This is a genomic window from Stenotrophomonas sp. 220_Sma, assembly GCF_056487375.1.
On record NZ_CM151348.1, the window covers coordinates 1,808,367 to 1,835,123 of the forward strand.

Genomic DNA, 26,757 nt, shown 5'->3' on the forward strand with positions numbered 1-26,757 from the left:
GGGTCCGGCGATCAACGGCTGGGATCGCGTTCCGGGCTCGGCCGCTTGGCCAGCTTGCGCTGCAGCGAACGCCGGTGCATGCCGAGCAGGCGGGCGGCTGCGGACACGTTGCCGCCGGTCTCGTGCATCGCCTGCTGGATGTGTTCCCACTGCAGGCGGCTGATCGGCGTCATCGCATCAGGTACTTCCATTTCACCATCATCGGCCGGGCCGTCGTCTTCCTCGCCGAGCGCGCGCAGGATCATCGGCACCGTGGCCGGCTTCGGCAGGTAGTCGTCGGCACCGAGCTTGATCGCCTCCACCGCGGTGGCGATGCTGGCATAGCCGGTCACCAGCAGGATGCGCATGTCCGCGCGCAGGGCACGCAGCGGCTGGATCAGTGCCAGGCCGGAATCGCTGCCCAGCTTCAGGTCGATCAGCGCGAACGCCGGCGGATGCTGGCGGGCCAGCGCCAGCGCACTGGCGGCATCCTGTGCGGTCTGCGTTTCAAGCCCCTTGCGGGCCAGGCTGCGCTGCAGGGTGCGCAGGTACAGCTCGTCGTCGTCGACCAGCAGGCCCAGGGTGGAGTGATGAAGGCTCATGGGGTGTCCTCACGTGGGGTCAGCGGCAGGCGGAAGCCGACGCGGCTGCCGGCCCCCTGGGCCGGGCGCATCCACATCTCGCCGTCGAGGCGTTCGATGGTGGCATGGGACAGGGCCAGGCCGACGCCCATGCCCTCGCTTTTGCTGCTGCCGAACAGCTTGCCCGGCAGCACCGCGGCACGGGCGTCGAAGCCGTGGCCGTAGTCGCGGACTTCGCCGATCAGGTCGTCGCCTTCGATGCGCAGGTCCAGGTCCACGCGCGGCCGGCCGGCCTGCTCGCCGGCATCGGCGGCATTGTTGAGCAGGACCATCAGCAGATGGCCCACGCCCGGGTCGAGTGGCAGCCGCAGCGGCGCATCGTCATTGCGATGCAGGTCGATGGTCGGCCGCACCAGGCGCCACTGTTCCAGTACCTGCTGGGCGCTGGAGTGGCTGCGACCCGGTGCATCGGCCGAGGCCGGTGCGGCCAGCGCCAGCACGCGCTCGCGGCACTGCACCAGCAGCTCGCGCAGGGTTTCCATGTCTTCGCGTACTTCGGGCTCTTCGCTGCGCTCGGCGACGTCATCGGCGAGCAGGGTCATGGTCGCCAGCGGCGTGTTCAGTTCATGCGCCACCGAGGCGGCATGGGTGGCCAGGGCGACGATGCCCTCGTTGCGGGCGAAGCGTTCGCGCAGGGCCGACAGTTCCAGTTCGCGCTGGCGCAGCGCCAGTGCCAGGCGGGTGGAGAAGGTCAGCACGACCGCTGCGGAAATCAGGAAATTGGCGACCACGCCCCAGCGGTTGAGGTCCTGGGCGCGGAAATAGCCATCCGGCAGCGACTGGCCGAAGATGCCGCTGGCGGCGTAGCCGAGCAGGCAGGCCAGCGCCACCGCCAGTGCCCAGCGCAGGGGCAGGGCGAACGCGGCGAGCGCGATCAGGATCAGGAACAGCGAACTGAACGGGTTGGCCATGCCGCCACTCCAGCCCACCATCCAGGTCAGGATGATCACGTCCACCAGGATGTGGCCGAATGCGGTCAGTGGCGCGGTGTCGGCCGCCTCCGGGCGCAGCTGGGTGTAGATGTTGAACAGCGTCAGCACGGCCACGCCCGCCCACAATGGCAGCTGCGGCAACGGCAGGCCCAGCACCCAGGTGGCAACCAGGATGGTGGCGGCCTGGCCGCCTACGGCAAGCCAGCGCAGGCTGCACAGGGTTCGGAGAAACGGGGCGTCGGGACCGGTCATTCACGCTCATCGTATGCGTTCACGCGTGACCGTGCCTGCGACAATCGGCCGCAGCCGTGCCGCCGGCTGAATGCGAGTCACCCGGAATGCGGAGGCGGGCGGTAGAATGCGCCCATGCACGACGCCGTTACCCGCCCGACGCCCCCTTCCGATGCCACTGCCTGGCCCCGCCGCCAGACCCATGCCGTCCAGATCGGCGGGGTCACCGTAGGCGGAGGCAAGCCGGTCGTGGTGCAGTCGATGACCAACACCGATACCTCCGACGTGGCCTCCAGCGTGAAGCAGGTGGCCGAGTTGTGGCGTGCGGGTTCGGAAATGGTGCGGCTGACCGTCAATACCGTGGAAGCGGCTGCGGCGATCCCGCGCATTGTCGACAAGCTGGCGATGATGGGCATCGACGTGCCGCTGATCGGTGACTTCCATTACAACGGCCATCAGCTGCTGACCGCCGAACCGGCCTGTGCCGAAGCGCTGGCCAAGTACCGCATCAACCCGGGCAATGTCGGCTTCGGCAAGAAGAAGGACCTGCAGTTCGCCCAGTTGATCGAGTTCGCGATCCGCTACAACAAGCCGGTGCGCATCGGTGCCAACTGGGGCTCGCTGGACCAGGCCCTGGCGGCAAGGCTGATGGACGAGAACAACCTGCGTGAGCAGCCCTGGGACGCCGGCCGCGTGCTGCGCGAGGCGCTGATCCGCTCGGCGCTGGATTCGGCAGAGCAGGCGGTGGAGCTCGGCCTGCCGCGCGACCGCATCGTGCTGTCGGCCAAGGTCAGTGGCGTGCAGGAGCTGATCGCGGTGTACCGCGACCTGGCCCAGCGCTCGGATTTCGCCCTGCACCTGGGCCTGACCGAGGCCGGAATTGGCAGCAAGGGCATCGTCGCCTCGTCCGCGGCGCTGAGCGTGCTGCTGCAGGAGGGCATCGGTGACACCATCCGCATCTCGCTGACCCCGGAACCGGGCCAGTCGCGTACGCAGGAAGTGATCGTCGCCCAGGAGCTGCTGCAGACCACCGGCCAGCGCGCCTTCACACCGCTGGTCACGGCCTGCCCGGGCTGCGGCCGCACCACCTCCGAGTTCTTCCAGGAGCTGGCCAAGGTGGTACAGAACCACGTGCGCGAGAAGATGCCGCTGTGGAAGATCCACCACCCGGGTGCGGAGAACATGACCCTGGCGGTGATGGGCTGCATCGTCAACGGACCGGGTGAGTCGCGCCATGCCAATATCGGCATCTCGCTGCCCGGCACGGGTGAAACGCCTGCAGCGCCGGTGTTCGTCGATGGCGAAAAGAAGGTGACCCTGCGTGGCGAGAACATCGCCCAGGAATTCGTCGCCCTGATCGACGATTACGTCGAACACAAGTATGTCCGAAGCGCCGGATAAGCCTGCGATCCTCGCTGCACCGGAGTCCGCCTCCGGCTTCCGCCACTGGATGGCGCGCAATGCCTGGCGCCTGGTCCTGCTGTTCGGTGGCGTGCTGCTGCCGCTGGCCGGCTTCGTCGCCCTGGCTGACGAGGTGCACGAGTTTGAATCGTTCCATTTCGATGCGCCGCTGCTGTGGCAGATGCATGGCCTGCATTCGCCGCTGCTGGACCGCTTCTTCGTGCTCATTTCCAGACTGGGCTACGAATGGTTCCTGATCCCGGCCGACGTGCTGATCATCGGCGTGCTGCTGGGCTACCGGCGTTGGCGCGAGGCGACCTTCGTGGCGGTCAGCTTCGTCGGCTCGGCGCTGCTGAACATGGGCAGCAAGCACTTCTTCCAGCGCCAGCGCCCCAGCCTGTGGGAATCGATCGCGCCGGAATCGACGTTCAGCTTCCCCAGCGGCCATGCGATGGGCTCGATGACCCTGGCAGTGACCCTGGTACTGCTGGCCTGGAACACCCGCTGGCGCTGGCCGGTGCTGCTGCTGGCACCGGCATTCAGCCTGCTGGTCAGCGTGTCCCGGGTCTACCTGGGGGTGCATTACCCCTCCGATATCCTGGCCGGATGGTGTGCCGCGCTGGTTTGGGTGGTAGGGTGCTATCTGGTCATGTTCAGTCGCCGGCACCCATGGCGACGTCACGGCTCGCCGCCAGCGAAGGCCAGCGAAGCATCATCACAGGGGGATTGACGTGGATGGCCCTTGAGGGACGTCTACGTGATAGATCAGTTGTTTCGTTGCAGCAGGTTCTGCAAGACAGGGGGCAAGCACAACGCGCGGTAGTGTGATGCGCAAGGCAGATTGCCGGGGTCGCATTCCGAACGCGCTTGCAGGGGTATCGGCACCCTGCCTAGCTTGACCTGCAATGGCCGCATTCGAAGAGGTACGTGAATGACGATTCGAGTCTACCTGGTGGATGACCACGCGCTGGTCCGCACCGGGATGAAGATGATTCTGTCGGGGGAAACCGACATCGAGGTGGTGGGCGAAGCCGAGACCGGCGAAGACGCGCTGCGTGAAGTCCGCCAGCTGCTGCCCGATGTGGTGCTGTGTGACCTGCACCTGCCGGGTGTGAGCGGCATGGAAGTGACCGAGCGCATCGTGCGCAGCCACCGCAATACCCGCGTGGTGATCGTGTCGGTGCTGGAAGATGGCCCGCTGCCGAAGCGGCTGCTCGAGGCTGGCGCCGCCGGTTACATCGGCAAGGGCTGCGATGCGCAGGAGCTGTTGCGCGCGGTGCGTGACGTGGCCGGTGGCCGCCGTTACCTGGGCACCAGCATCGCGCAGAACCTGGCGCTGTCGACGGTGGAAGGCAACGGTTCGCCGTTCGACAGCCTGTCACCGCGCGAGCTGGAAGTGGCGCTGCTGCTGACCCAGGGCCTGCGCCAGGAAGACATCGCGCGGCGGTTGAGCCTGAGTGCGAAGACGGTGAACACGCACAAGGCGCGGTTGTTCGAGAAGATGGGGATCCACGACAACATCGCGTTGGCGCGGATGGCCAGCCAGTACGGGCTGGTGGATCCGGCACGGCCGCTGTAAGGGTTTCGGCCAACGGCTGAGCCCCTCGCGGTGTGCGGCAGGATTCGTGGGGTTGGCCCTGCGGAGGGATTGCGCAGGGGACGCCGTGAATCCATCCCTGGAGGCTCGGGCGCGCCATCCATGGCGCTTACGCCCCTGCGCAATCCCTCCGCAGGGCCACGGACAGGTTCCGTGCGCGTCCACCGCGGAATGAAGAAGGAAGAGCAGGAGCGGGTCGCGCGCTGTGCGCGCTCGTCGCCCGGGGTCGGATCCCTTTCCCGGTGGGAAAGGGCTCTGACCCTTGATGATGCCGGAGCCGAGCGTGGGCTCGGCTCTACCCCTTTGCCGGGCTCAGTGGCCGCGCACGCGCTTGATGATCTTCGCGGCGTCGGCGGCGCTGGCGCGCACCTTGTCCCATGCGCCGTCGGCGATCCAGTTGCCCGGCACCATCCACGAACCGCCGATGCAGACCACGTTCTTCTGCTCCAGGTATTCGGCGGCGGTGTTTTCGGTGATGCCACCGGTCGGGCACAGCTTGAGATCGGCGACCGGGCCGGCCAGGCCCTTGATCATCGCCAGCCCGCCCACGGCCGTGGCCGGGAACAGCTTGCACACGCGGAAGCCGCGCGCATACAGCGACAGCAGCTCGGTCGGCGTCGCCGCACCCGGCACTACCGGCAGCGGTGCCGCCGCCAGTGCATCGGCCAGCGCCGGTGGCGTACCCGGGGTCACCAGGAAGTCCGCGCCCGCATCGATCGACTGCTGCATCTGCTCCACGGTCAGCACCGTACCGGCACCCACCACCACATCCGGCAGCTCGCGCTTGAGCATCGCCAGCGCTTCCATCGCCACCGGCGTGCGCAGCGTCAGCTCGATCGCCGGCAAACCACCTTCCAGTAGCGCCGCACTGACCGCACGCGCCTGGTCCAGCGTATGAATCGTCACCACCGGCAGGATGCCCGCCGCACGCAACAGCTCCGCCGCCTTTACCTGATGTTGTTCGATACCCATGCTTTTGCCCTTGCCTTTGCTCTTCTTGATTCAGTGGCCGCAGCGCAAATGACGCGCCGGGAATTGTCCAAGGGCAGTAGAGCGCCCTGGCCGGGACCGTGAGCGGCATGGATGCCGCGATCGAGCCCCCATGGATGGGTTTACGGCGTGTCCCGGCCAGGGCGCTCTACTGCCCAGGCCGGGAAGCCTGCCGCGGCTTTTCGCTTCAGGCGTCTTTCGCCTCATGTGGCGCCGCCGCTGCCGCCGCATCGTGCCCCAGCTCGTATTCCGCGTCGTACTCCCACGGCCCACCATCAGCCGCCGCCGGCCCGCACGAAATCGAAATCGCCCCCTGGTCGGCCGGACCCACCACGCGACGGTTGATCGCGAACAGGTTGCGGCCCAGATCATGCGCGGCTGGCGCGGTGTTCGGCGCCAGCGGGCGCGCGGCCCATTCGGCTGCGTCCACCAGCACTTCCAGCGTGCCGGCCTCGCCATCGAGGCGGATCATGTCGCCCTCGCGAACCTTGGCCAGCGGACCACCCCGCGCCGCTTCCGGCGTCACATGGATCGCCGCAGGGATCTTGCCCGAGGCGCCGGACAGGCGGCCGTCGGTGACCAGCGCCACGCGCCGGCCCTGGTTCTGAAGCAGGCCCAGCAGCGGCGCCAGCGAATGCAGTTCCGGCATGCCGTTCGCACGCGGGCCCTGGTAACGCACCACCGCCACGAAATGCTCGGGCAACAGGCCGCCGGCATGCAGCTTGTTCAACACCTGCGGCGCATCGACCACCACCGCCGGTGCTTCGATCGTGCGGTATTGCGGCTTCACCGCCGACAGTTTGATCAGCGACTTGCCGAGGTTGCCGCGCAGCAGGCGCAGGCCACCCTGGTGCTCGAACGGATTGTCGACGCCACGCACCACCTCTTCGTCGGCGCTGCGTTCCAGGCCCGGCAGGTAGACCAGCTTGCCGTCGCGCAGCTGCGGTTCGCGTGCGTAGTCGGCCATGCCGCCACGCGCCACGCTGACCAGGTCGCCGTGCATCAGGCCGGCCTTGATCAGTTCGCCGAACACGAAGGCCGGGCCGCCTGCTGCGGCGAAGCGGTTTACATCGGCTTCGCCGTTCGGGTAGACGCGGGCCAGCAGCGGAATCAGCTGTGACAGCTCGTCGAAGTCGTCCCAGGTCAGCACGATGCCGGCCGCACGCGCCACCGCGATCCAGTGGATGGTGTGGTTGGTCGAGCCGCCGGTCGCCATCAGTGCGATGACCGCGTTGATGATCGCGCGCTCGTCGATGATCCGGCCCAACGGGCGGAAGTCGTCGCCGAGTGCCGTGATGTCGAGCGCGCGCTCGGTGGCTTCACGGGTGAGGGCGTCGCGCAACGGCGTGCCTGGATTGACGAACGATGCGCCCGGCAGCTGCACGCCCATCGCTTCCAGCAGCACCTGGTTGGAGTTGGCGGTGCCGTAGAAGGTGCAGGTGCCGGCGCCGTGGTACGAGGCGGACTCCGCTTCCAGCAGTTCTTCGCGGGTGGCTTCGCCGGCAGCATAGCGCTCGCGCACTTCGGCCTTCTGCTTGTTCGGGATGCCCGGGGTCATCGGGCCGGCCGGCACGAACACCGCTGGCAGATGGCCGAAGGCCAGCGCACCGATCAGCAGGCCCGGCACGATCTTGTCGCACACACCGAGGTAGACGGTGGTGTCGAACATATCGTGGCTGAGCCCGATCGCGGTGGCCTGCGCGATCACATCGCGCGAGAACAGTGACAGTTCCATGCCGCCGCGGCCCTGGGTGACGCCGTCGCACATCGCCGGCACGCCGCCGGCCACCTGTGCGGTGGCGCCCAGCTCGCGGGCGATCTCGCGGATCTGCTCGGGATAGGTCTCGAACGGCTGGTGCGCCGACAGCATGTCGTTGTAGGCGGTGATGATGCCGAGGTTCGGCGTCACGCCGCCGCGCAGGCGGCTCTTGTCGGTGCCGCCGCAGGCGGCGAACCCGTGGGCGAGGTTGCCGCAGCTCAGGCGGCTGCGGAACGGGCCTTCACGCAGGGAGGCGTCGATCGCGGCCAGGTAGGCGGCACGCGAGGCGGCGCTGCGGCGGATGACACGCTCAGTGATGGCTTGCAGTTGCGGATGGAGGCTCATTGGCTACCGGCGTTCGTGGTGGCGAGAGGCAAGCGGCGGCGCGGCGCCGCCGCCGACATCAATCAGCCCAGTGGACGCGCAGGCGCGCGCCTTCCAGATTGATCGCATTGAGGATGGGGTACTGCTGGGCGTCGTTGCTGTCCAGCGCCTGGCGCAGCACCTGCAGCTTCTGCTTGCCGCGCAGCAGCAGCAGGCGCTGGCGGCACTGGCGCAGGCCATGCGGGGTCAGGGTGATGCGCAGCGGCCACTGGTTCGCGCCCGGGCAGCCGGTGGCGTCCAGCGCGGCATAGGGCAGGGTGCTTTCCAGTGCGCGGGCCAGGTCCTTCGAGCCGGGGAACAGCGAGGCGGTGTGGCCGTCGTTGCCCATGCCCAGTGCCACCAGGCTCGGCGGCTGGCTGTGCTGCGCCTGCAGGTTGGCGGTGTACACGCATTCCGGCAGCGGCTTGCCGATCCGCACCAGCGGATCGAAATGCGCACCTTCGGCGCGCTTGAGCAGATTCTCGCGCACCAGCCAGGCATTGCTGTCGCGATCCTGCGGCGACAGCCAGCGCTCATCGGCCAGGCTCACTTCCACGCGGTCCCAGTGCACGTCCAGTTCGGCCAGCGCCTGGTACACCGGTGCCGGCGTGGTGCCGCCAGACAACAGGATGCGGGCGCGGCCCACTTCGTTGATGTCGTGGTTGAGGGTCTGCGCCATCTCGGCGGCCACCGCCTCGATCCAGCCATCGGCATCGCCGTGCTGGATGAACTCGATGCGGTCGTCGTGGAAGGTGGTGGGGCTCATGCGGCAACTCCAGGTGCGTCACGTTCGGCGTCGGCGGCATAGGCGGCGGCGCCCAGCAGTCCGGCGTGGGGATGCATCACGGCCAACGAGGGCACCCGCGCCATGATCGAGGAGAAGCGGCCCTTGTGTTCGAAGCGCTGGCGGAACCCGGAGTGCTGCAGCGAATCGAGCATCTTCGGGGTCAGCCCGCCGGTCAGGAACACGCCGTCCCATGCGCCCTGGGTCAGCACCAGGTCGCCTGCGATGGCGCCGAACACGGCGCAGAACACATCGACGGTGCGCATCGCCTGCGGGTCACCGTGCAGGGCGCGGGCGGTCACGTCCACCGGCTGCAGTTGGCCCGGATCGATGCCGGCCATCTCGCATACCGCGCGATGGATGTTGACCAGGCCAGGGCCGCAGATCAGGCGCTCGTTGGAGACGCGGCCGAACTGTTCGGACAGGATCTCCAGGATGCGGATCTCCTCCGGCGTTCCCGGCGGGAAGCTGACATGGCCGCCTTCGGTTTCCAGCGGGTAGCAGCGGCCGTGGCGCAGGATCAGGCCACCGACACCCAGGCCCGTACCCGGCCCGATCACCGCATAGTTGCGCGGCTGGCCCGGCTTGCCCGGGACCCAGGCGGCACCGCCGACCTGGACCACGTCATCGGGCTGCAGCAGTGAAATCGCCATCGCCTGCGCTGCGAAATCGTTGATCAGGTGCAGTTCGTCGAAACCGAGCATGGCGGCGGTGCGGCTGCGCGAGATCACCCACGGGTGGTTGGTGATGCGCGCTTCGTCACCGTCGACGCGACCAGCGACCGCGAACACGCCGCGGCTGGCGGTAGCGCCGATCTGTTCCAGATGGTGGCGCGCGGCATCACCCAGCGACGGGAACTCCGCCACCGCGTACTCGCGGATGCTGTCCTTCTGCAGCGGTGCGTCCTGCGAGGTGTCGGCCAGGGCGAAGCGGGCGTTGGTACCGCCGATGTCGGCGACCAGCACCGGCTGCGAGCTGGCACTCATGCCGACGCTCCGCTGTCCGGCGCGTCCACGCCCTGCGGCAGGAACTCGCCCGCATTGCTCGGGCCCCATTGGCCGGCCGGGTAGGGCTCCAGCGGCAGCTTGGCATCCTTCCAGGCGTCGGCGACGCTGTCGATCCACGCCCAGGCCGCGCGCACTTCGTCATCGCGCACGAACAGCGTGTGGTTGCCGTTGAAGGCATCCAGGAACAGGCGTTCGTAGGCGATGCGGCGGTGCAGACCGGTCGGCACCGACAGTTCCAGTTCCAGCGGATGCAGTTCCAGCGCGCCCCATTCCGGGCCGGCCAGGCTGCTCATCAGGCCCAGTTCGATGTTTTCCTGCGGCTGCAGCTGGAACACCAGGCGGTTCGGTGCGGCCTGCGCGCGCTGCGGGCGCTCGAACAGCCAGTGGGTGACCGGCTTCAGCGTGACCACCACGCGGGTGGTGCGTTCGGGCAGGCGCTTGCCGGTGACCAGGTGGAACGGCACGCCGCTCCAGCGCCAGTTGTCGATATGCGCGGTGACCCCGGCGAAGGTCTCCACGTCGCTGCCTTCCGGCGGCTGGTAGGCCTGGGCCGGCTGGCCGTTGATGGTACCGGCGGTGTAGCGGCCACGGATGCTGTCACGCGCGGCGTGCTTGGCATCGAGCGGGCGCAGGGCGCGCAGCACCTTGACCTTCTCGTCGCGGATGCGGTCGGCTTCCAGCGAGGCCGGCGGCTCCATCGCCACCATGCACAGCAGCTGCAGGATGTGGCTCTGCACCATGTCGCGCAGCGCGCCGGAGCGGGCGTAGTAGGCGTCGCGGCCATCCACGCCTTCGCTCTCGGCCACCAGGATGTGCACCGATTCGATGTAGTTGCGGTTCCACACCGCTTCCAGCAGCGTGTTGCCGAAGCGCAGTGCGATCAGGTTCTGCACCGCCGCCTTGCCCAGGTAATGGTCGAGGCGGAACACGCGGTCCTCGTCGATCCACTGGCCGATGGTGCTGATGATTTCCTCGGCGCTCTCGCTGTCGCTGCCGATCGGCTTCTCCAGCATCAGGCGTGCCGGTGCGGCGAGGGCGCCACCCTTGGCCAGGCCTTCGCAGGTGGAGATGTACAGGCCCGGCGGAATGGCCAGGTAGCTGACGCACTTGCGGTGCACCAGGTCGGAGACCGCGGCGGCAACCGAGTCGACGTCGCGCAGGTCCACCGAACGATAGTCGATGCGGCGCAGCAGGGCGCTGATGTCGTCCTGCGTGGCCATCGGCATGGCCTGCTGCAGGCGCGGCCGCAGGATGTCATGGAAGGCTTCGGTGTCATGCCCGGACAGGGCCAGCGCACGGATGCGGAAGTCCTCCGGCAGCAGGCCGTCGCCAAGCAGGCGAAGCAGCGAAGGGAACAGGTAGCGCTGGGCCAGATCACCTGTGGCACCGAACAGGAAGAGGGTGTCGTGCATCGCTCGAGTTTCAGATCCGGGTGACATCGTTGTCAATCGCTTCATGGCTGGGTTCGGGGGACATCCGCGCAACTGCCTGTCCGAGGTTCGTCAGGTGCGATCTCCGGGGTAGCGGAAGACCGTTCCATTCGAAACCACTGCCTCGGCGGAACCTTCGTTCAACCGCCGACGCAGATCGGTGCGCACCGATCATCGGATAGTGCCACGTGAAAACGTTTACATGGCAGAATGGGCAACTGTATTCGATTGCAGTGCTCGCCGTCATGCGGCAGGCGCGCAATCATCACTGCCATCGGGAGGGCCGAGGCAGTCCCAAAAGACAGCCCGGCTTCGGGCGGACCGGATAGGTGATATGGCAAAAGTGCAGTTGCAGGGTGTGCGCAAGGTCTATGACAACGGCCAGGTCGCGGTGAAGGACGCCAGCTTCGAGGTCGCCGATGGCGAGCTGATGGTGCTGGTCGGTCCGTCCGGCTGTGGCAAGTCGACCCTGCTGCGGATGGTGGCTGGCCTGGAGGAGATCAGCGGCGGCACGCTGACCATCGGTGATCGCGTGGTCAACGACGTGGCGCCGAAGGACCGCGACATCGCCATGGTGTTCCAGAGCTACGCGCTGTACCCGCACATGACCGTGGCCGAGAACCTGGCCTTCGGCCTGAAGCTGCGCGGGCATGACAAGGCGACCATCGACAAGCGCATCGCCGAAGCAGCGCAGACCCTGGGCCTGACCGAGATGATGGACAAGCTGCCCAAGGCGATGTCCGGTGGCCAGCGCCAGCGTGTTGCGCTGGGTCGCGCACTGGTGCGCGAGCCGGCGGTGTTCCTGCTCGACGAACCGCTGTCCAACCTCGATGCCAAGCTGCGCCACAGCGTGCGCACCGAGATCGCGCAGCTGCACCGCAAGCTGGGCACCACCATGATCTACGTGACGCACGACCAGGTCGAAGCGATGACCCTGGGCCAGCGCATCGTGGTGCTGAAGGACGGCATCATCCAGCAGATCGATACGCCGATGGCGCTGTACGACCGCCCGGCCAATCTGTTCGTGGCCGGTTTCCTCGGCAGCCCGGCGATGAACGTGCTGCGTGGCATGCTGCAGGGCGATGCCGGTGGCGTGACCGTGGTCGACGGCGAATGGCGTGCACCGCTGGGCCAGGCCACGATCGATCCGGCGTGGCTGCAGAAGCCGATCGCGGTGGGCGTGCGCCCGGAGCACCTGCAACCGGCGGCCGCCGATGATGCGCATGCGTTCATCGCGCGCATCGAAGGCATCGAGCCGGTCGGCAACGAGATCTTCGTGAATCTGAGCAGTGGCCAGCACGCGCTGACCATGCGCGTGGCGCCGCAGTCGCTGCCGGCGGTGGGCGAGCAGATCCGCGTGGCGATCCACCCGCAGGGCCTGCACTTCTTCAACCCGGAATCCGGCGAGCGGCTGTAACGGGTAGTGCCGGCCGCTGGCCGGCAACTTCAACCATGCATGGTTGCCGGCCAGCGGCCGGCACTACCATTCCTTCATCCACCGGGCTCAGCGCGCCAGGCCATCCAGCAACGGCATGCGCTGCGCGATCGCATCACCCACCTGCAGATCAGCGTCGCTGGCTTCCAGCGGCAGCACCGCCAGTGCCAGGTCGCCGGCCACGCAGGCAATCGTGCCCAGCGCTGCGCCACCCTGCTGCACGCCATCGCCGGCCTGCGCCGGTGCCGCGGTATGCAGCAGCTGCACCGCGCGCTTGGCTTTGCCGAGGAAGTGGGTGCGGGCGACGATTTCCTGGCCGGGATAGCAGCCCTTCTTCACGCTGTAACCGTTCAGGCGGTCCAACCCCAGCTGCTGCGGGGTCCACACTTCGCGCTGGCTTTCTTGCAGCCGGGGCAGGCCGTAGCGCAGGTCTGCTTGGCGCCAGGCCAGGGCGAAAGCGGCCTCATCGGCTTCGCTGCCAGCGGCGAACGCTTCGGCGCTGCCAATGCGCAGGGTGCGCGGCAGGGCGTCGCTGCCCAGGTCCAGCTCCCAGCCGTCACCTGCAGTCTGCGCAATCGCGGCGCCGCTGGCGGCCTCGGGTGCGGTGAACGCGCCGGCCACCGCCAGATCGCTGCGCACCTGCACCTTCACCTTGCGGCGGAACACGAAGCGCTGCAGTTGCGACGCAATCGCATCGGCATCACCATCGGCCAGCACCAGCATCACATGGTCTTCGGCCAGCCGAAGCAGCTGGAACACCGCCAGGGTGCGGCCCTTGGCGCTCAGCCAGGCGCTCCACTGCCAGTGCAGCAGGGGCAGGGCAGTGACATCGCTGCTGAACTGGGCGTGGGCAAAGACAGCCGCATCCGGGCCTTGCAGGCTCAGCAACTGGTGGCCGGGCAGGCGCGGATATCCGACGAAAGCAGGGGGCAGGTTGTCAGGCACGTGAACGAGGTCTAAAATTTGTGCGTTGCGAGACCGAACATGATAGGCCAAACAACCCCCACTCCCGACGACGAATCTGAAGCCCCGCTGGTCCCCGCGGCACCCGTGCCCGTGGAACAGGAAAAAGCAGAGGAATTCGGCGGCCGCGGCGGACTTGATCCGGTGCGGTACGGCGATTGGGAGAAAAACGGACGCTGCATCGATTTCTGATCAGCATTGAGCCAACGCGGCCGCGTGCCGCCCAGCCGAGACAACGAGCCCAGCGAATGGCGACCAGACAACGCCCACTTTCCCCGCACCTTCAGGTGTATCGCTGGCAGATTCAGATGGCCACCTCGATCCTGCATCGAGCCACTGGCGTCTTTCTGTCTGTTGGTGCCCTCATCATCGCTGCCGGCCTGCTGGCCCTGATGATGGGGCCCGAGTCCTGGAACTGCTTCACCGGCCATGCCGGGGCCTGGTATGGCCGCGTGTTCCTGTTCGCGTGGACATGGTCGTTCGCCTATCACCTGTGCAATGGCATCCGCCATGTGGTGCAGGACTTCGCCATCGGCTTCAGCATCCCCGCTTTCATCCGCAGCAGCTGGCTGTCGGTCATCGGCAGCCTGGTGATCACCCTGCTGGTGTGGGCCTATGTGATGTTCGGAGGTGCTGCGTGAGCAAGTTCCGTACCCCGCTGAAGAACGTGCGCGGCCTGGGCTCGGCCAAGACCGGCACCGAGCACTTCGTGCACCAGCGCCTGACCGCCGCCGCACTGGTGGTGCTGGGCATCTGGTTCCTGGTCTTCGTGCTGGGCCTGCTGGGCTCGGACTACGCGACCGCCGCCGCCGCCGTGGCCAAGCCGTGGAACGCGGTGCCGCTGATCGGCCTGCTGATCGCCATGTTCTGGCACGCGCAGCTCGGCATGCAGGTCGTGCTGGAAGACTACATCCACGAATCGCTGCTGGCCCTGGTGCTGCAGACCGCGGTGAAGTTCGTCGCCGTGCTCGGCATGATCGTCAGTGTGTTTGCGGTGGGCCGCATCGCCCTCGGCGTTGCCTGAGCCCAGGCACCTACACAGGAATCCAGATTAGATGTCCGCTTACAAGATCACCGAACACAAGTACGACATGGTCGTGGTGGGCGCCGGCGGCGCCGGCCTGCGCGCCACGTTCGGCCTGGCCGCCAAGGGCCTGCAGACCGTGTGCCTGACCAAGGTCTTCCCGACCCGTTCGCACACCGTTGCCGCCCAGGGCGGTATCTCGGCCGCACTCGCCAACATGGGCGAGGACGACTGGCGCTACCACTTCTTCGACACCATCAAGGGGTCGGACTGGCTGGGCGACCAGGACGCCATCGAATACATGTGCCGTGAGGCCATCCCGGCCATCATCGAGCTCGAACACTACGGCGTGCCGTTCTCGCGCACCGCCGAAGGCAAGATCTACCAGCGTCCGTTCGGTGGCATGACCACCAAGTACGGCGAAGGCCCGGCGGCGCAGCGTACCTGCGCGGCGGCCGACCGTACCGGCCACGCGATGCTGCACACCCTGTACCAGCAGTCGCTGAAGCACGATGCGCGCTTCATGATCGAGTACTTCGCGCTCGACCTGATCTTCGACGACGAAGGCGCCTGCCGCGGCGTGCTGGCGTTGGACATGTCCGACGGCACCCTGCACCTGTTCCGCGCCCAGGGCGTGGTGCTGGCCACCGGCGGTTACGGCCGTGCCTACTTCAGCGCCACCTCGGCGCACACCTGCACCGGTGACGGTGGCGGCCTGGCCATGCGTGCCGGCATCGCCATGCAGGACATGGAGTTCGTGCAGTTCCACCCGACCGGCATCTACGGCGCCGGCTGCCTGATCACCGAGGGTGTCCGCGGTGAAGGCGGCATCCTGCGCAACAGCAGCGGCGAGCGCTTCATGGAGCGTTACGCACCGCACTACAAGGATCTGGCCTCGCGCGACGTGGTCAGCCGTTCGATGACCATCGAGATCCGCGAAGGCCGCGGCGTCGGCGAGCACAAGGACCACATCCTGCTCGACCTGACCCACCTTGGCCCGGGCGTGATCGACGAGAAGCTGCCGGGCATTGCCGAGAGCGCCCGCATCTTCGCCGGCGTCGACGTGCACAAGCAGCCGATCCCGGTGATCCCGACCGTGCACTACAACATGGGCGGCATTCCGACCAATTACCACGGCGAAGTGGTGCGCAAGGATGGCGACAACCCCGATGCGGTGATCCCGGGCCTGTACGCGATCGGCGAAGCCGCCTGCGTGTCGGTGCACGGTGCCAACCGCCTCGGCTCGAACTCGCTGCTGGACCTGGTGGTGTTCGGTCGTGCGGTGGCCAACCGTTGCGCCGAGACCATCAAGCCGGGCGCGTCGCACAAGCCGCTGGCGGCCGATGCCTGCGACAAGGCGCTGGGCCTGCTGGACAAGCTGCGCCACGCCAACGGCGATACCCCGACCTCGGTCATCCGCGATCGCATGCAGCGCACCATGCAGGCCGACGCGGCGGTCTTCCGCACCAGCCAGACGCTGAAGGAAGGCTGCGAGAAGATGGACAAGATCTTCGACTCGTTCCAGGACGTGAAGGTCTCCGACCGTTCGCTGGTCTGGAACTCGGACCTGATCGAGACCTACGAGCTGAACAACCTGCTGCTCAACGCGGTGGCGACGATCAACTCGGCCGAACAGCGCAAGGAAAGCCGCGGCGCGCATGCGCACGAGGACTATCCGGACCGCGACGACGTCAACTGGCAGAAGCACACCCTGGTCAGCGTCGACGAGAAGGGCAAGTGCAGCTTCGACTACCGTCCGGTGCACATGTACACGTTGACCGACGACGTGTCCGTAGTGCCGCCGAAGCCGCGCGTGTACTGATCCGACCCCGCCTACCATGCAATCCGCGCCCACGGGCGCGGGCCGCCTGAGCCAACGAGAGCAGCCATGGCCGAGTTTTCACTCCCCAAGAATTCCAAGATCACGAAGGGCAAGCACTTCCCCGTCAAGAACGGCGGCAAGAACGTGCGCACCTTCAAGATCTATCGCTGGAGTCCGGACGACGACAGCAACCCGCGCACCGATACCTATGAAGTCGATCTGGACGCCTGTGGCCCGATGGTCCTGGACGCCCTGATCAAGATCAAGAACGAGATCGACCCGACCCTGACCTTCCGCCGCTCCTGCCGCGAAGGTATCTGTGGTTCGTGCGCGATGAACATCGACGGCACCAACACCCTGGCCTGCACCCGAGCCATCTCGGACTGCGGCAAGAAGGAAGTGCCGATCTACCCGCTGCCGCACATGAACGTGGTCAAGGATCTGGTTCCGGACCTGACCCACTTCTACGCGCAGTACGCCTCGATCAAGCCGTGGATCCGCACCCAGACCCCGGCACCGCCGGATCGTGAGCGCCTGCAGTCGCCGGAAGACCGCAAGAAGCTGGACGGCCTGTACGAGTGCATCCTGTGCGCCTGCTGCTCGACCAGCTGCCCGAGCTACTGGTGGAACGGCGAGCGTTACCTGGGCCCGGCGATCCTGCTGCAGGCCTACCGCTGGATCATCGACTCGCGCGATGAGGACACCGGTGCGCGCCTGGACGATCTGGAAGATCCGTTCAAGCTGTACCGCTGCCACACCATCATGAACTGCGCCCGGACCTGCCCGAAGGGCCTGAACCCGGCGCTGGCGATCGCCGAGATCAAGAAGCTGATGATGGAACGCCGCGCCTGATCAGGCCTGGCTGTACCCGGTAGAGCCACGCCACGCGTGGCTGTGCCACCCCAGTAGAGCCACGCCATGCGTGGCTTTGCTGTATCTGGAGAAACATGATGGAAGAAGACGTTCTGCTGAAGAAGCTGCGCTGGCGTTGCCGCCGCGGCATGCGTGAGCTGGACCAGCTGTTCGGTCGCTACCTGGACCACGAATGGAGCACTGCGCCGACCGAAGAGCGCGAGGTTTTCCTGTTCCTGCTCGACTGCGAGGACGATAAGTTGTGGCGCTGGTTCATGGGCTATGAGGCCTGCCCGCATGCGCACGCGATCCCCCTCATGCAGAAGATCCTCGCCCTCAAGCCTTGAGTGGCGCACCTCGCGGCTGCAGGCCGCCGCCCAGTTGGCGGTGCTGCTGGCTGCGCCCTGGCTGCTGCGCGCATCGGATCTGCCTTCACGGTTGCTGATGCCCGCGGTGGTGCTGGCCTGGGTCATCGGGTTGGCCGAACTGGCCTGGCGCCAGCGCAAGCCACGCGTGCAGGTGCTTCTGCCGGCACCGCCCGAGCCGCTGCAGGTGGCGGGGCAGGACGCCGATACACCCCAGCTGGTCGTGCGTGGTCCATGGCTGTTGTTGCTCTGGCGTGAGGATCGGCGCCGCCGGCGCCTGCTGTTCTGGCCGGATGTGCTCGATTCCGGGCAGCGACGTGAACTGCGACTGGCCGTGGCCGCACGTGGCGTTTCCCGTAGGCCCCGGTCGATGGCACCATAAGCTGAATTGACCGGCGTGCCTGCATGTTCAAACCCATTCCCGTGGCCATTGGCCTGCGCTACCTGCGCGCCAAGCGCCGCAACGGCTTTATCTCCTTCATCTCGATGGCATCGATCCTGGGCATCGCGCTCGGCGTCACGGTGCTGATCACCACCTTGGCGGTGATGAGCGGTTTCCAGAAGGAAATCCGCAGCCGCCTGCTGCAGATGACCGCGCACACCACCATCAGCCGTGACGGCGAGCCGATGCCGGACTGGATGCGCGTAGTCGACGTGGCCCGCAAGGACCCGCGCGTGGCTGGTGCTGCGCCGTACATCGAGATCCAGTCGATGATCAGCGGCCCGCGCGTGCAGGGCGCGATCATCCAGGGCATCGATCCGGCGCTGGAGCCGAAGGTATCGGTGATCGACAAGAAGGTCACCAAGGGCAGCTATGGCAGCCTCACGCCGGGCAGCTTCAACCTGCTGCTGGGCAAGGAACTGGCGATCTGGCTGGGCGTGGACGTTGGCGATCAGGTGCTGGTGACCTTCGCCGAAGTGCAGGGCACGCCTGCCGGTGCGGTGCCACGGATGAAACGCTTTACCGTGAGCGGAATTTTCGAGGCCGGCTACAACGAGGTCGACCGCGGCGTCGGCTTCGCCAACATGAAGGACCTGGAGCGCGTGCTGCGTTCCGATGGCGCCACCGGCGTGCGGCTGAAGCTGCACGACATGGACCGCTCGCTGGAAGTGGGCGTGGACCTCGCGCAGAACCTCGGTGGTGCGTACCGCGTGAGTGACTGGACCCAGCAGAACGCCAACCTCTACCACTCGCTGCGCATGGAGAAGGTGGTGATGGGCATCCTGCTGTCGCTGATCATCGCCATGGGCGCCTTCAACCTGGTGTCCTCGCAGGTGATGCTGGTCACCGACAAGCAGGCCGACATCGCCATCCTGCGCACGCTCGGCCTGACCCCGGGCGGGGTGATGCAGGTGTTCATGGTGCAGGGTTCGCTGATCGGCATCTTCGGCACGCTGGCCGGCCTGATCGGTGGCATCACCCTCACACTCAACCTGGAGCGCATCCTGGGTGCCATCGAGAGTGTGTTCAACGTCAAGCTGATGCCGGAGGATGTGTACTACATCACCGGCCTGCCGACCGACATGCAGACCGGCGACGTGGTGGCGATCACCGTGGTCGCGCTGCTGATGAGCTTCCTGGCCACCCTGTATCCCGCCTGGCGGGCAGCACGCACCCAGCCGGCGGAGGCCCTGCGTTATGAATAAGGTCTTCAACCGCGGCGATGAAGTGATCCGCGCCGAAGCACTGGGCAAGACCTACGCCGAAGGGCGCATGCAGACCCCGGTGTTCGATGGCCTGGACCTGACCGTGACCGCCGGCGAAACGGTGGCGATCATCGGTGCTTCCGGTGCCGGCAAGAGCACGCTGCTGCACCTGCTGGGTGGCCTGGACATTCCGACCGCCGGCGAGGTCTATGTGACCGGCCAGCGCATGTCAGCGCTGTCCGATACCGCGCGCGGCCTGCTGCGCAACCAGGCGCTGGGCTTCGTCTACCAGTTCCACCACCTGCTACCTGAGTTCACCGCGCTGGAAAACGTGATGATGCCGGTACTGCTGGCCGGTACTGCAGTGGCCGAGGCGAGCAGCCGGGCCACCACGCTGCTGGAAGCGGTCGGCCTTGGCCATCGCCTGGACCACAAGCCCGGCGAACTGTCCGGTGGCGAACGCCAGCGTGCCGCAGTGGCGCGTGCGCTGGTCAATCATCCGGCCTGCGTGCTCGGGGACGAGCCGACCGGCAACCTCGATGACCGCACCGCGGCGACGGTGTTCGAGCTGATGCTGGAACTGAATCGTGCGCGGCATACCAGCCTGGTGCTGGTGACCCACGACCGCAGCCTGGCACAGCGCCTGGACCGGGTGCTGGAGCTGCGCGAGGGGCGCCTGCACGCGTTGGCCCACGCCGACGTCTGAGGCGCCGGGCCCGCTTTGGTGGAAGCCGATCTTGGTCGGCTGCTCTTGCAGGGCAAGCGCCAACCAAGGTTGGCGACTACCGGAATCGGAGCCTTGGGCCTACTTGGGTCGACCGCCGACCGGCTGCTGAATGGGGCACTGGCTTTCGCGCCGGCGTTGTCTGCGCAGGCGCATGATGGCGACAGTTCCCCGAGGAGATCGCGATGAAGACCCCGATCCTGATGGCCGGACTCTGCTTGGCGTTGGCCGCCTGCGCGACCACCGGCCGGCTCAGCTCTGCCGAGAAACTTGACCTGTACCGTGCCCATGCCGGCGCGCCGCAGAACGACATGCAGTTCTTCGGCAGCCTCAACGGCTGGACCGAACTGGGTGACAGCGCGCTGGCGGTGTGGACGCGTCCCAGCGAGGCCTATCTGCTGGAATTGAGGGGTCCCTGCCAGGACCTGCCGTATGCCACCGCCATCGGCCTGACCAGCCAGATGAACCGTGTTTCGGCGCGCTTCGACAAGGTGCTGGTGCGGGACCCTGCCGGTGGCCCGCGCATGCCGTGCTTCATCGACAGCATCCGCAAGCTGGACGTGAAGGCGCTGCGCGCCTCCGAGCAGGAGCTGCGCCAGGCGCAGGTGCAGGAGCGCGAGGAAAGCACGAAATAGCGTGGTAGTGCCGGCCGCTGGCCGGCATCGCGCAGATGCCAGGTTGCCGGCCAGCGGCCGGCACTACCTGTGTGTCAGGCTTCCGGGGTGAAGCCGGCCGGCTTTTCCGCGTCCTTCTCGAACAGGAACTTGACCAGTTCGCCTTCAAGGAACGCGCGATGCTCCGGCGTGCGCGGCGACAGGCGGTTCTCGTTGATCAGCATGGTCTGGTGCGCCAGCCACGCAGCCCAGGCCTGCTTGCCGATGTTGTTGAAGATGCGCTGACCCAGTTCGCCGGGGTAGGGCACGAAGTCCAGGCCCTCGGCATCGCGTTGTTCGTACTGGCAGAAGACGGTTCGGGACATGGCATTCACTCGTGGTTGCGGGGTTTCTTGGAATTTCGTTTCGGCGTCTTGATCGTTGCGCCGTCGAGCAGTTTGCGGATCGGTGCCGGCAGGCCCAGCGCGTGCAGTTCGTCGCTGGCGACCCAGCGCAGCGTGGGTTCTTCCACGCGCAGTCCGTGTACCTGCCGCGACAATACCTGCAGATGCAGCTTGTAGTGGCTGAAGGTGTGCTGCAGCACTGGCAGCTCTTCGGCCTCTTCCAGCGAGCCGTCGACGTGCACGTCGAACCAGTCCTGCAGCACGCTGCCGGCATCGGCCTGCGGCAGCGTCCACAACTGCGCCCAGATGCCGGTGTCCGGCCGCTTCTGCAGCAGCACACGCTGCTGGGCGTCGCGCAGCAGCAGCGCAACGGCCTCGCGCTCGGGCAGGGTCTTGCTGGGCTTGGGCGTGGGTAGTTCAGCGGTGCGGCCTTCGCGCCGTGCCACGCAGTCATCCTGCAACGGGCAGATCACGCAGGCCGGTTTGGCACGGCTGCACACCGTCGCGCCCAGGTCCATCTGCGCCTGCGTGTAGTCGGCCATGCGCCCGGCCGGCACCTGCGCCACATGCGCCTCGGCGATCGCCCACAGCTGCTTCTCGATGGCCGGCAGCCCGGGGAAGCCATCGATGCCGTGGTAACGGCTGAGCACCCGCTTGACGTTGCCATCGAGGATCGCGAACGGGTCGTTCCAGGCCTGGCTGAGGATCGCACCGGCGGTGCTGCGGCCGATGCCGGGCAGAGCATGCAATGCATCGAAATCACGCGGCAGGTCGCCGTCGTGCAGTTCCACGCAGCGCTTCGCAGCGGCATGCAGGTTGCGTGCGCGGGCGTAGTAGCCGAGCCCGGCCCACTGCGCCATCACCGCGTCGTTGCTGGCGGCGGCGAGGTCGGGCAGGGTCGGGAAGTGCTGCAGGAACCGCTGGAAATACGGGATGACCGTACTCACCTGGGTCTGCTGCAGCATGATTTCCGACAGCCAGACCCGGTAGGGACTGCGTGGGTGCTGCCAGGGCAGGTCGTGGCGGCCGTGGTCGTCGAACCAATGCAGCAGGTGGGCGACGAAGCCATCGGTCTGCGTGGTTCCGGCGCTGGCGTGCGGCTGGCGGGGCATCGGTGTTCCAGAGAGGCAGCCACCCGTGGGGTGGCTCTACTGGATTGCAGTAGAGCCACGCCATGCGTGGCTGCACGGTGTATCAGGCGCCCAGCGCTTCGGGCAGCAGGGCGTCGACGAAGGCTTCCGGGTCGAACACGCGCAGGTCTTCCGGGCGCTCGCCGATGCCGGCGAAACGGATCGGAATGCCGAACTCGCGGGCCAGCGCGAACACCACGCCGCCCTTGGCGGTGCCGTCCAGCTTGGTCACCACCAGGCCGGTCACGTTCACTGCGGCATTGAACTGGCGCAGCTGCGACAGCGCGTTCTGGCCAGTGGTGCCGTCGATCACCATCAGCACTTCGTGCGGGGCGGTGGGGTCGATCTTGCCGAGCACGCGGCGGATCTTGCCCAGCTCGTTCATCAGGCCGGACTGGGTATGCAGGCGGCCGGCGGTGTCGGCGATCAGCACCGAGGTGCCACGGGCCTTGCCGGCCTGCAGCGCGTCGAATGCCACCGAAGCGGCATCGGCGTTCTGACCCTGCGCGACCACGGCCACGCCGTTGCGCTCGCCCCAGGCCTGCAGCTGTGCCACGGCGGCGGCGCGGAAGGTGTCACCGGCGGCCAGCATCAGGCTGTGGCCATCGTCCTTGAAGCGCTTGGCCAGCTTGCCGATGGTGGTGGTCTTGCCGACGCCGTTGACGCCGACGGTGAGCACCACGAAGGGCTTGGCGTTGCGGTCGATCACCAGCGGCTTGGCCACCGGCTGCAGGATCGCGATCAGCTCCGCGCGCAGCGCGGCCAGCAGCGCATTGGCGTCGGCGAACTCGCGCGACTTCATGCGCTTGCGCAGGCCCTCGACCAGGTCGGTGGTGGCGCCCACGCCGACGTCGGCGGTGATCAGCGCGGTTTCCAGCTCGTCCAGCAGGTCGTCGTCGAGCTTGGGGTTGCGCGAGAACAGGCCGCCGAAGCTGCGCGCGATGACGCTGTTGCGCAGGCGTTCGCGCCAGCCGGGCTTGCCAGCAGGCGCCGGAACGGCGTCGATCGAGGCGGCGGCAGGCAGGTCGTCGGTGACCGGTGCCGGTGCCGGGGTGGGCTCAGGCAGTGGTGCGGGTGCCGGTTCGATGGCCGGGGTCGCGATGGGGGCGACGTCGATCTGAGCCGTCGGCGCAGGAGTTGCTGGAACCGGTGCGGCTGGGGCCGGAATAACCGGGGTGGGCTCGACAGCGACCGGAACGGCGGTTGCTGGGGGCGGCTCGACCGGTACAGGCTCGGCCGGTACTGCTACCGGCGCCGGCTCCTTGTCCTCGACCGGCGCGGCCGACGGGAATGCCGCCGCCAGCTCTTCAGCCGAGTAGTGCTGGGTCTTGGGTGCCTCCGTTGCGGGGGCATCCTGGGGCTTCTTGCGGCGGAAAAAACTGAGCATTGGCAAAAGGCGCTGAAATCAGAGGGATATGCTACCACTCGGGCCTGTCGGGCCGATGTGGACTCAAGGTTGCGGCCCACCGGCCGTTAACCGGTCCGGAGGGCTGCGCGGTGCGGCCCGGAGACCGCCATGGACAACGTGATGGGAATCGCCCTCAGCGGGATGCGTGCGGCCCAGCAGGGCGTGCAGGTGGCCGCGCACAACGTGGCCAACCTGGCGACCCCGGATGCCCAGCACCTGCAGTTGCAGCGCAATACCACCGAGCAGGGTGGGGTGCAGGCTTCGGTGACGTCCACCGGCGCCGATGCCGGCGCGCCGCTGGGTGATCTGCTGGCCGCGAAAGCCGAGGTCGTGGCCTTTGCCGCCAATGCCACGGTGATCCGTCGCCAGGACCAGATGCTGGGCTCACTGCTGGATCGGGACGCCTGAACCCCCTCGGCAGCTGCCAACCGCCACCCCTGGTGGGTGCCAACCTTGATCGGCACGCTTCGACCCAGCCTGGTAGGTGCCAACCTTGGTCGGCACGCTCGACCCGCCCTGGTAGGTGCCAACCTTGGTTGGCACGCTCGACCCGCCCTGGTAGGTGCCAACCTTGGTTGGCACGCTCGACCCGCCCTGGTAGGTGCCAACCTTGGTTGGCACGCTCGACCCGCCCTGGTAGGTGCCAACCTTGGTTGGCACGCTTTTGGGGCGCCAACCAAGGTTGGCCTCTACCAGGGCAACAGTGCCAACCAAGGTTGGCACCTACCAGAGCAGGAATGCCAACCAAGGTTGGCCTCTACCAGGGCAGCAGTGCCAACCAAGGTTGGCACCTACCAAAGCAGGAATGCCAACCAAGGTTGGCATCCACCCGCACCCGGTAGCGCCAGGCCATGCCCGGCGACCACCGCCTCGATCAGACCGACAGCTCCAGCAGCAGCTTGTTCAGGCGCGCCACATAGGCACCCGGATCCTTCAGGCTGTCACCGGCGGCCAACGCAGCCTGGTCGAACAGCACCCGGCCGAGGTCGTCGAAACGCGCGCCATCGGCTTCGGCATCGAGCTTGGCGATCAGCGGGTGGCCCGGGTTGATCTCCAGCACCGGCTTGCTGTCCGGCACCTTCTGCCCGCTGGCTTCCAGGATCTGGCGCATCTGCAGGCCCAGGTCCTGTTCGCCGATGGCCAGCACCGCCGGCGAATCGGTCAGGCGGTGCGAGACGCGCACTTCGGCCACGTCGTCGCCCAGCACCGTCTTCAGGCGCTCGACCAGGCCCTGCTTGTCCTTGGCCGCCGCTTCCTGTTCCTGCTTGTCCGCTTCGGTTTCCAGCGCGCCCAGGTCGAGGTCGCCACGGGCGATGTCGACGAAGCCCTTGCCGTCGAAATCGGTCAGGTAGCCCATCAGCCACTCGTCGATGCGATCGGTCAGCAGCAGCACTTCCACGCCCTTCTTGCGGAACACTTCCAGGTGCGGGCTGTTGCGCACCTGGCTGTAGCTCTCGCCGGTCAGGTAGTAGATCTTGTCCTGGCCTTCGGTCATGCGGCCGAGGTAGTCGGCCAGCGACACGGTCTGCGCATCGCCGTCGCCACGGGTGGAGGCGAAGCGCAGCAGGCCGGCCACCTTCTCGCGGTTGTTGTAGTCCTCGGCCGGGCCTTCCTTCAGTACCTGGCCGAATTCCTTCCAGAACGTGGCGTACTGCTCCGGCTTGTCGGTGGCCAGCTTCTCCAGCATGTCCAGCGAGCGCTTGGTCAGCGCCGCCTTCATCGAATCGATGACCGGGCCGGACTGCAGGATCTCGCGCGAGACGTTCAGCGACAGGTCGTTGGAATCGACCACGCCCTTGATGAAGCGCAGATACAGCGGCAGGAACTGCTCGGCCTGGTCCATCACGAACACGCGCTGCACGTACAGCTTCAGGCCCTTGGGCGCATCGCGGTGGTACAGGTCGAACGGTGCGCGGCCGGGCACGTACAGCAGCGAGGTGTACTCCAGCTTGCCCTCGACCTTGTTGTGGCTCCACGCCAGCGGGTCGCTGTGATCGTGCGCGACGTGCTTGTAGAACTCGGTGTACTCGGCGTCGCTGATCTCGGTGCGCGGGCGGGTCCACAGCGCGCTGGCGCGGTTGACGGTCTCCCACTCACCGGCGGCGCCTTCTTCGCCCTCCTTCGGCATCTGGATCGGCAGGCCGATGTGGTCCGAGTACTTCTTGAGGATGCTGCGCAGGCGCCAGCCATCGGCGAAGTCGTGCTCGCCGTCCTTCAGGTGCAGCACGATGCGGGTGCCGCGCTCGGCCTTGTCGACGGTGGCGACGTCGAAATCGCCTTCGCCGCGCGAGGTCCAGCGCACGCCTTCGCCTGCAGCCAGGCCGGCGCGGCGCGAGGTCACTTCCACTTCGTCGGCGACGATGAAGGCGCTGTAGAAGCCGACGCCGAACTGGCCGATCAGCTGCGAATCCTTCTTCTGGTCGCCGGACAGCTGGCGCAGGAAATCGCCGGTGCCGGACTTTGCGATCGTGCCGAGGTGGGCAATCGCTTCGGCGCGGCTCATGCCGATGCCGTTGTCTTCGATGGTGATGGTGTGGGCGGTGGGGTCGAAGCTGACGCGCACGCGCAGCTCGCTGTCGCCTTCCAGCAGTGCCGGCTGGGTCAGGGCCTCGAAGCGCAGCTTGTCGGCGGCGTCGGCGGCGTTGGAGACCAGCTCGCGCAGGAAGATTTCCTTGTTGGAGTACAGCGAGTGGATCATCAGTTGCAGCAGCTGCTTGACTTCGGTCTGGAAGCCAAGGGTTTCGGTCTGGGTGGTCTCGGTCATCGATAAGGCTCCGTGTGCAATGCCGCGCCAGCGCGTGCGGCCTCGCCAAGGGGTATGGCTGATTGTCCCGAAATCAAGGGGTTGGTCGGCCGGGCTGCGCCCGGCACCCGCAGAGGCCGAAGCAACAGCAACAGCAACAGCAACAGCAGGCATTCCGTGAGATGGCGGGGCGGTGTGGGTTGGCAGGACACGCCGTAAACCCGTCCCTGGGGGCTCGATGGCGCCATCCATGGCGCCAACGGTCCTGCCAACCCACACCGCCCCGCCTTCGACAGGTTCACGCGGCTGTTGGTAGGTGTCGACCTTGGTCGACACATCTGTCAGATATCGATACATCAAATGGAGTCAGATCCGTTTTCCGCAGGAAAACGGATCTGACTCCAAGAGAGTTCCGACAGATCGCAGCAAACTGTCGAAGGCGGGGTGGGTCCGGTTGAGGGGGCGTGAGCCGCATGGATGCGGCGACCGAGCTTACATGGACGTACTTGCAGCGTCCCCCTCGACCGGACCCA

General features: G+C 67.1%; 27 protein-coding genes. 15 read left to right on the forward strand and 12 right to left on the reverse strand.

Features of this window, described 5'->3' with window-relative positions:
- Positions 1–11: 11 nt before the first annotated feature.
- Positions 12–581, reverse strand: coding sequence for a response regulator transcription factor (locus tag ACZLIB_RS08605; protein WP_012510702.1), 570 nt, complete (start codon positions 579–581; stop codon positions 12–14).
- Positions 578–1,804 carry an ATP-binding protein gene (locus ACZLIB_RS08610; protein WP_032128856.1) on the reverse strand — a complete coding sequence of 409 codons (1,227 nt, stop codon included), beginning with the start codon at positions 1,802–1,804 and terminating at the stop codon, positions 578–580. Before ACZLIB_RS08610 ends, ACZLIB_RS08605 begins: the two co-directional genes overlap by 4 nt.
- A 114-nt stretch (positions 1,805–1,918) precedes the next feature.
- Here ACZLIB_RS08610 and ispG point away from each other — a divergent pair, with 114 nt between their 5' ends.
- The 3 genes from ispG to ACZLIB_RS08625 all read left to right on the forward strand — a co-directional run bounded on the left by ispG (position 1,919) and on the right by ACZLIB_RS08625 (position 4,763).
- Entirely contained in the window at positions 1,919–3,184 is a 1,266-nt protein-coding gene (ispG, locus tag ACZLIB_RS08615) for a flavodoxin-dependent (E)-4-hydroxy-3-methylbut-2-enyl-diphosphate synthase (protein ID WP_180838578.1), read from the forward strand.
- Positions 3,165–3,914, forward strand: coding sequence for a phosphatase PAP2 family protein (locus ACZLIB_RS08620; protein ID WP_032128858.1), 750 nt, complete (start codon positions 3,165–3,167; stop codon positions 3,912–3,914). The genes ispG and ACZLIB_RS08620 overlap by 20 nt, the downstream gene beginning before the upstream one ends.
- Before the next feature lie 201 nt (positions 3,915–4,115).
- Positions 4,116–4,763: a response regulator gene (locus tag ACZLIB_RS08625; protein ID WP_004153112.1), complete on the forward strand. Its 648-nt coding sequence runs from the start codon at positions 4,116–4,118 to the stop codon at positions 4,761–4,763.
- A 330-nt stretch (positions 4,764–5,093) separates the two neighbouring features.
- On the opposite strand, the gene eda is transcribed toward ACZLIB_RS08625, so the two are convergent.
- The 5 genes from eda to zwf all read right to left on the reverse strand — a co-directional run bounded on the left by eda (position 5,094) and on the right by zwf (position 11,096).
- On the reverse strand, positions 5,094–5,753 hold the full coding sequence (gene eda, locus ACZLIB_RS08630) for a bifunctional 4-hydroxy-2-oxoglutarate aldolase/2-dehydro-3-deoxy-phosphogluconate aldolase (RefSeq protein ID WP_110711920.1): 660 nt from the start codon (positions 5,751–5,753) through the stop codon (positions 5,094–5,096).
- A gap of 205 nt (positions 5,754–5,958) precedes the next feature.
- Complete coding sequence (gene edd / locus ACZLIB_RS08635; protein ID WP_125895701.1) at positions 5,959–7,875, reverse strand: phosphogluconate dehydratase; 1,917 nt, start codon at positions 7,873–7,875, stop codon at positions 5,959–5,961.
- 58 nt (positions 7,876–7,933) lie between these two features.
- A complete protein-coding gene (pgl, locus tag ACZLIB_RS08640) occupies positions 7,934–8,659 on the reverse strand; it encodes a 6-phosphogluconolactonase (RefSeq protein ID WP_012510707.1) in 726 nt (241 codons plus the stop codon).
- Positions 8,656–9,663, reverse strand: a complete 1,008-nt coding sequence (glk, locus tag ACZLIB_RS08645) for a glucokinase (protein WP_010484331.1) — start codon at positions 9,661–9,663, stop codon at positions 8,656–8,658. Before glk ends, pgl begins: the two co-directional genes overlap by 4 nt.
- Positions 9,660–11,096 carry a glucose-6-phosphate dehydrogenase gene (gene zwf, locus ACZLIB_RS08650; RefSeq protein WP_010484333.1) on the reverse strand — a complete coding sequence of 479 codons (1,437 nt, stop codon included), beginning with the start codon at positions 11,094–11,096 and terminating at the stop codon, positions 9,660–9,662. Before zwf ends, glk begins: the two co-directional genes overlap by 4 nt.
- A 352-nt stretch (positions 11,097–11,448) precedes the next feature.
- On the opposite strand from zwf, the gene ACZLIB_RS08655 reads away from it, so the two are divergent.
- A complete protein-coding gene (locus tag ACZLIB_RS08655) occupies positions 11,449–12,531 on the forward strand; it encodes an ABC transporter ATP-binding protein (protein ID WP_478469602.1) in 1,083 nt (360 codons plus the stop codon).
- An 87-nt stretch (positions 12,532–12,618) separates the two neighbouring features.
- On the opposite strand, the gene ygfZ is transcribed toward ACZLIB_RS08655, so the two are convergent.
- Complete coding sequence (ygfZ, locus tag ACZLIB_RS08660; RefSeq protein ID WP_478469603.1) at positions 12,619–13,494, reverse strand: CAF17-like 4Fe-4S cluster assembly/insertion protein YgfZ; 876 nt, start codon at positions 13,492–13,494, stop codon at positions 12,619–12,621.
- Positions 13,495–13,533: 39 nt separating this feature from the next.
- On the opposite strand from ygfZ, the gene ACZLIB_RS08665 reads away from it, so the two are divergent.
- From ACZLIB_RS08665 to ACZLIB_RS08710, 10 genes are all read left to right on the forward strand, one after another.
- Complete coding sequence (locus ACZLIB_RS08665) at positions 13,534–13,704, forward strand: DUF1674 domain-containing protein (protein ID WP_005409075.1); 171 nt, start codon at positions 13,534–13,536, stop codon at positions 13,702–13,704.
- A 56-nt stretch (positions 13,705–13,760) separates the two neighbouring features.
- A complete protein-coding gene (sdhC, locus tag ACZLIB_RS08670) occupies positions 13,761–14,153 on the forward strand; it encodes a succinate dehydrogenase, cytochrome b556 subunit (RefSeq protein WP_024958620.1) in 393 nt (130 codons plus the stop codon).
- Positions 14,150–14,536 carry a succinate dehydrogenase, hydrophobic membrane anchor protein gene (gene sdhD, locus ACZLIB_RS08675; protein ID WP_005409077.1) on the forward strand — a complete coding sequence of 129 codons (387 nt, stop codon included), beginning with the start codon at positions 14,150–14,152 and terminating at the stop codon, positions 14,534–14,536. The genes sdhC and sdhD overlap by 4 nt, the downstream gene beginning before the upstream one ends.
- 31 nt (positions 14,537–14,567) lie before the next feature.
- A complete protein-coding gene (gene sdhA / locus ACZLIB_RS08680) occupies positions 14,568–16,358 on the forward strand; it encodes a succinate dehydrogenase flavoprotein subunit (RefSeq protein ID WP_049460632.1) in 1,791 nt (596 codons plus the stop codon).
- Between the two features lie 66 nt (positions 16,359–16,424).
- Positions 16,425–17,210: a succinate dehydrogenase iron-sulfur subunit gene (locus ACZLIB_RS08685; protein ID WP_005409079.1), complete on the forward strand. Its 786-nt coding sequence runs from the start codon at positions 16,425–16,427 to the stop codon at positions 17,208–17,210.
- Between the two features lie 98 nt (positions 17,211–17,308).
- On the forward strand, positions 17,309–17,557 hold the full coding sequence (locus tag ACZLIB_RS08690) for an FAD assembly factor SdhE (RefSeq protein WP_005409080.1): 249 nt from the start codon (positions 17,309–17,311) through the stop codon (positions 17,555–17,557).
- Positions 17,508–17,957, forward strand: coding sequence for a hypothetical protein (locus ACZLIB_RS08695; protein ID WP_478469605.1), 450 nt, complete (start codon positions 17,508–17,510; stop codon positions 17,955–17,957). The genes ACZLIB_RS08690 and ACZLIB_RS08695 overlap by 50 nt, the downstream gene beginning before the upstream one ends.
- Positions 17,958–17,980: 23 nt before the next feature.
- Entirely contained in the window at positions 17,981–19,222 is a 1,242-nt protein-coding gene (locus ACZLIB_RS08700; protein ID WP_049400955.1) for a lipoprotein-releasing ABC transporter permease subunit, read from the forward strand.
- Complete coding sequence (gene lolD / locus ACZLIB_RS08705; RefSeq protein ID WP_478469607.1) at positions 19,215–19,928, forward strand: lipoprotein-releasing ABC transporter ATP-binding protein LolD; 714 nt, start codon at positions 19,215–19,217, stop codon at positions 19,926–19,928. Before ACZLIB_RS08700 ends, lolD begins: the two co-directional genes overlap by 8 nt.
- A 203-nt stretch (positions 19,929–20,131) precedes the next feature.
- Complete coding sequence (locus tag ACZLIB_RS08710) at positions 20,132–20,581, forward strand: DUF6491 family protein (protein WP_049460626.1); 450 nt, start codon at positions 20,132–20,134, stop codon at positions 20,579–20,581.
- Between the two features lie 74 nt (positions 20,582–20,655).
- On the opposite strand, the gene ACZLIB_RS08715 is transcribed toward ACZLIB_RS08710, so the two are convergent.
- The 3 genes from ACZLIB_RS08715 to ftsY all read right to left on the reverse strand — a co-directional run bounded on the left by ACZLIB_RS08715 (position 20,656) and on the right by ftsY (position 23,460).
- Positions 20,656–20,925, reverse strand: coding sequence for an oxidative damage protection protein (locus tag ACZLIB_RS08715; protein WP_004153160.1), 270 nt, complete (start codon positions 20,923–20,925; stop codon positions 20,656–20,658).
- Between the two features lie 5 nt (positions 20,926–20,930).
- The gene (mutY, locus tag ACZLIB_RS08720; RefSeq protein WP_049423543.1) at positions 20,931–22,055 is read right to left on the reverse strand and encodes an A/G-specific adenine glycosylase; all 1,125 of its coding nucleotides are present in this window, start codon (positions 22,053–22,055) and stop codon (positions 20,931–20,933) included.
- A gap of 82 nt (positions 22,056–22,137) precedes the next feature.
- Entirely contained in the window at positions 22,138–23,460 is a 1,323-nt protein-coding gene (gene ftsY, locus ACZLIB_RS08725; protein ID WP_478469609.1) for a signal recognition particle-docking protein FtsY, read from the reverse strand.
- A gap of 129 nt (positions 23,461–23,589) precedes the next feature.
- On the opposite strand from ftsY, the gene ACZLIB_RS08730 reads away from it, so the two are divergent.
- Positions 23,590–23,889, forward strand: coding sequence for a hypothetical protein (locus tag ACZLIB_RS08730; RefSeq protein ID WP_478469610.1), 300 nt, complete (start codon positions 23,590–23,592; stop codon positions 23,887–23,889).
- A 466-nt stretch (positions 23,890–24,355) separates the two neighbouring features.
- On the opposite strand, the gene htpG is transcribed toward ACZLIB_RS08730, so the two are convergent.
- A complete protein-coding gene (gene htpG / locus ACZLIB_RS08735) occupies positions 24,356–26,245 on the reverse strand; it encodes a molecular chaperone HtpG (RefSeq protein ID WP_248860341.1) in 1,890 nt (629 codons plus the stop codon).
- Between the last annotated feature and the right edge of the window lie 512 nt (positions 26,246–26,757).

Excerpts from the sequence above, each read along its gene's own strand:
- ACZLIB_RS08605 (WP_012510702.1), bottom strand. The coding sequence starts at position 581 with ATGAGCCTTCATCACTCCACCCTGGGCCTGCTGGTCGACGACGACGAG.
- ACZLIB_RS08610 (WP_032128856.1), bottom strand. The coding sequence starts at position 1,804 with ATGACCGGTCCCGACGCCCCGTTTCTCCGAACCCTGTGCAGCCTGCGC.
- ispG (WP_180838578.1), top strand. The coding sequence starts at position 1,919 with ATGCACGACGCCGTTACCCGCCCGACGCCCCCTTCCGATGCCACTGCC.
- ACZLIB_RS08620 (WP_032128858.1), top strand. The coding sequence starts at position 3,165 with ATGTCCGAAGCGCCGGATAAGCCTGCGATCCTCGCTGCACCGGAGTCC.
- ACZLIB_RS08625 (WP_004153112.1), top strand. The coding sequence starts at position 4,116 with ATGACGATTCGAGTCTACCTGGTGGATGACCACGCGCTGGTCCGCACC.
- eda (WP_110711920.1), bottom strand. The coding sequence starts at position 5,753 with ATGGGTATCGAACAACATCAGGTAAAGGCGGCGGAGCTGTTGCGTGCG.
- edd (WP_125895701.1), bottom strand. The coding sequence starts at position 7,875 with ATGAGCCTCCATCCGCAACTGCAAGCCATCACTGAGCGTGTCATCCGC.
- pgl (WP_012510707.1), bottom strand. The coding sequence starts at position 8,659 with ATGAGCCCCACCACCTTCCACGACGACCGCATCGAGTTCATCCAGCAC.
- glk (WP_010484331.1), bottom strand. The coding sequence starts at position 9,663 with ATGAGTGCCAGCTCGCAGCCGGTGCTGGTCGCCGACATCGGCGGTACC.
- zwf (WP_010484333.1), bottom strand. The coding sequence starts at position 11,096 with ATGCACGACACCCTCTTCCTGTTCGGTGCCACAGGTGATCTGGCCCAG.
- ACZLIB_RS08655 (WP_478469602.1), top strand. The coding sequence starts at position 11,449 with ATGGCAAAAGTGCAGTTGCAGGGTGTGCGCAAGGTCTATGACAACGGC.
- ACZLIB_RS08665 (WP_005409075.1), top strand. The coding sequence starts at position 13,534 with ATGATAGGCCAAACAACCCCCACTCCCGACGACGAATCTGAAGCCCCG.
- sdhC (WP_024958620.1), top strand. The coding sequence starts at position 13,761 with ATGGCGACCAGACAACGCCCACTTTCCCCGCACCTTCAGGTGTATCGC.
- sdhA (WP_049460632.1), top strand. The coding sequence starts at position 14,568 with ATGTCCGCTTACAAGATCACCGAACACAAGTACGACATGGTCGTGGTG.
- ACZLIB_RS08685 (WP_005409079.1), top strand. The coding sequence starts at position 16,425 with ATGGCCGAGTTTTCACTCCCCAAGAATTCCAAGATCACGAAGGGCAAG.
- ACZLIB_RS08690 (WP_005409080.1), top strand. The coding sequence starts at position 17,309 with ATGGAAGAAGACGTTCTGCTGAAGAAGCTGCGCTGGCGTTGCCGCCGC.
- ACZLIB_RS08695 (WP_478469605.1), top strand. The coding sequence starts at position 17,508 with ATGCGCACGCGATCCCCCTCATGCAGAAGATCCTCGCCCTCAAGCCTT.
- ACZLIB_RS08700 (WP_049400955.1), top strand. The coding sequence starts at position 17,981 with ATGTTCAAACCCATTCCCGTGGCCATTGGCCTGCGCTACCTGCGCGCC.
- lolD (WP_478469607.1), top strand. The coding sequence starts at position 19,215 with ATGAATAAGGTCTTCAACCGCGGCGATGAAGTGATCCGCGCCGAAGCA.
- ACZLIB_RS08710 (WP_049460626.1), top strand. The coding sequence starts at position 20,132 with ATGAAGACCCCGATCCTGATGGCCGGACTCTGCTTGGCGTTGGCCGCC.
- ACZLIB_RS08715 (WP_004153160.1), bottom strand. The coding sequence starts at position 20,925 with ATGTCCCGAACCGTCTTCTGCCAGTACGAACAACGCGATGCCGAGGGC.
- mutY (WP_049423543.1), bottom strand. The coding sequence starts at position 22,055 with ATGCCCCGCCAGCCGCACGCCAGCGCCGGAACCACGCAGACCGATGGC.
- ftsY (WP_478469609.1), bottom strand. The coding sequence starts at position 23,460 with ATGCTCAGTTTTTTCCGCCGCAAGAAGCCCCAGGATGCCCCCGCAACG.
- ACZLIB_RS08730 (WP_478469610.1), top strand. The coding sequence starts at position 23,590 with ATGGACAACGTGATGGGAATCGCCCTCAGCGGGATGCGTGCGGCCCAG.
- htpG (WP_248860341.1), bottom strand. The coding sequence starts at position 26,245 with ATGACCGAGACCACCCAGACCGAAACCCTTGGCTTCCAGACCGAAGTC.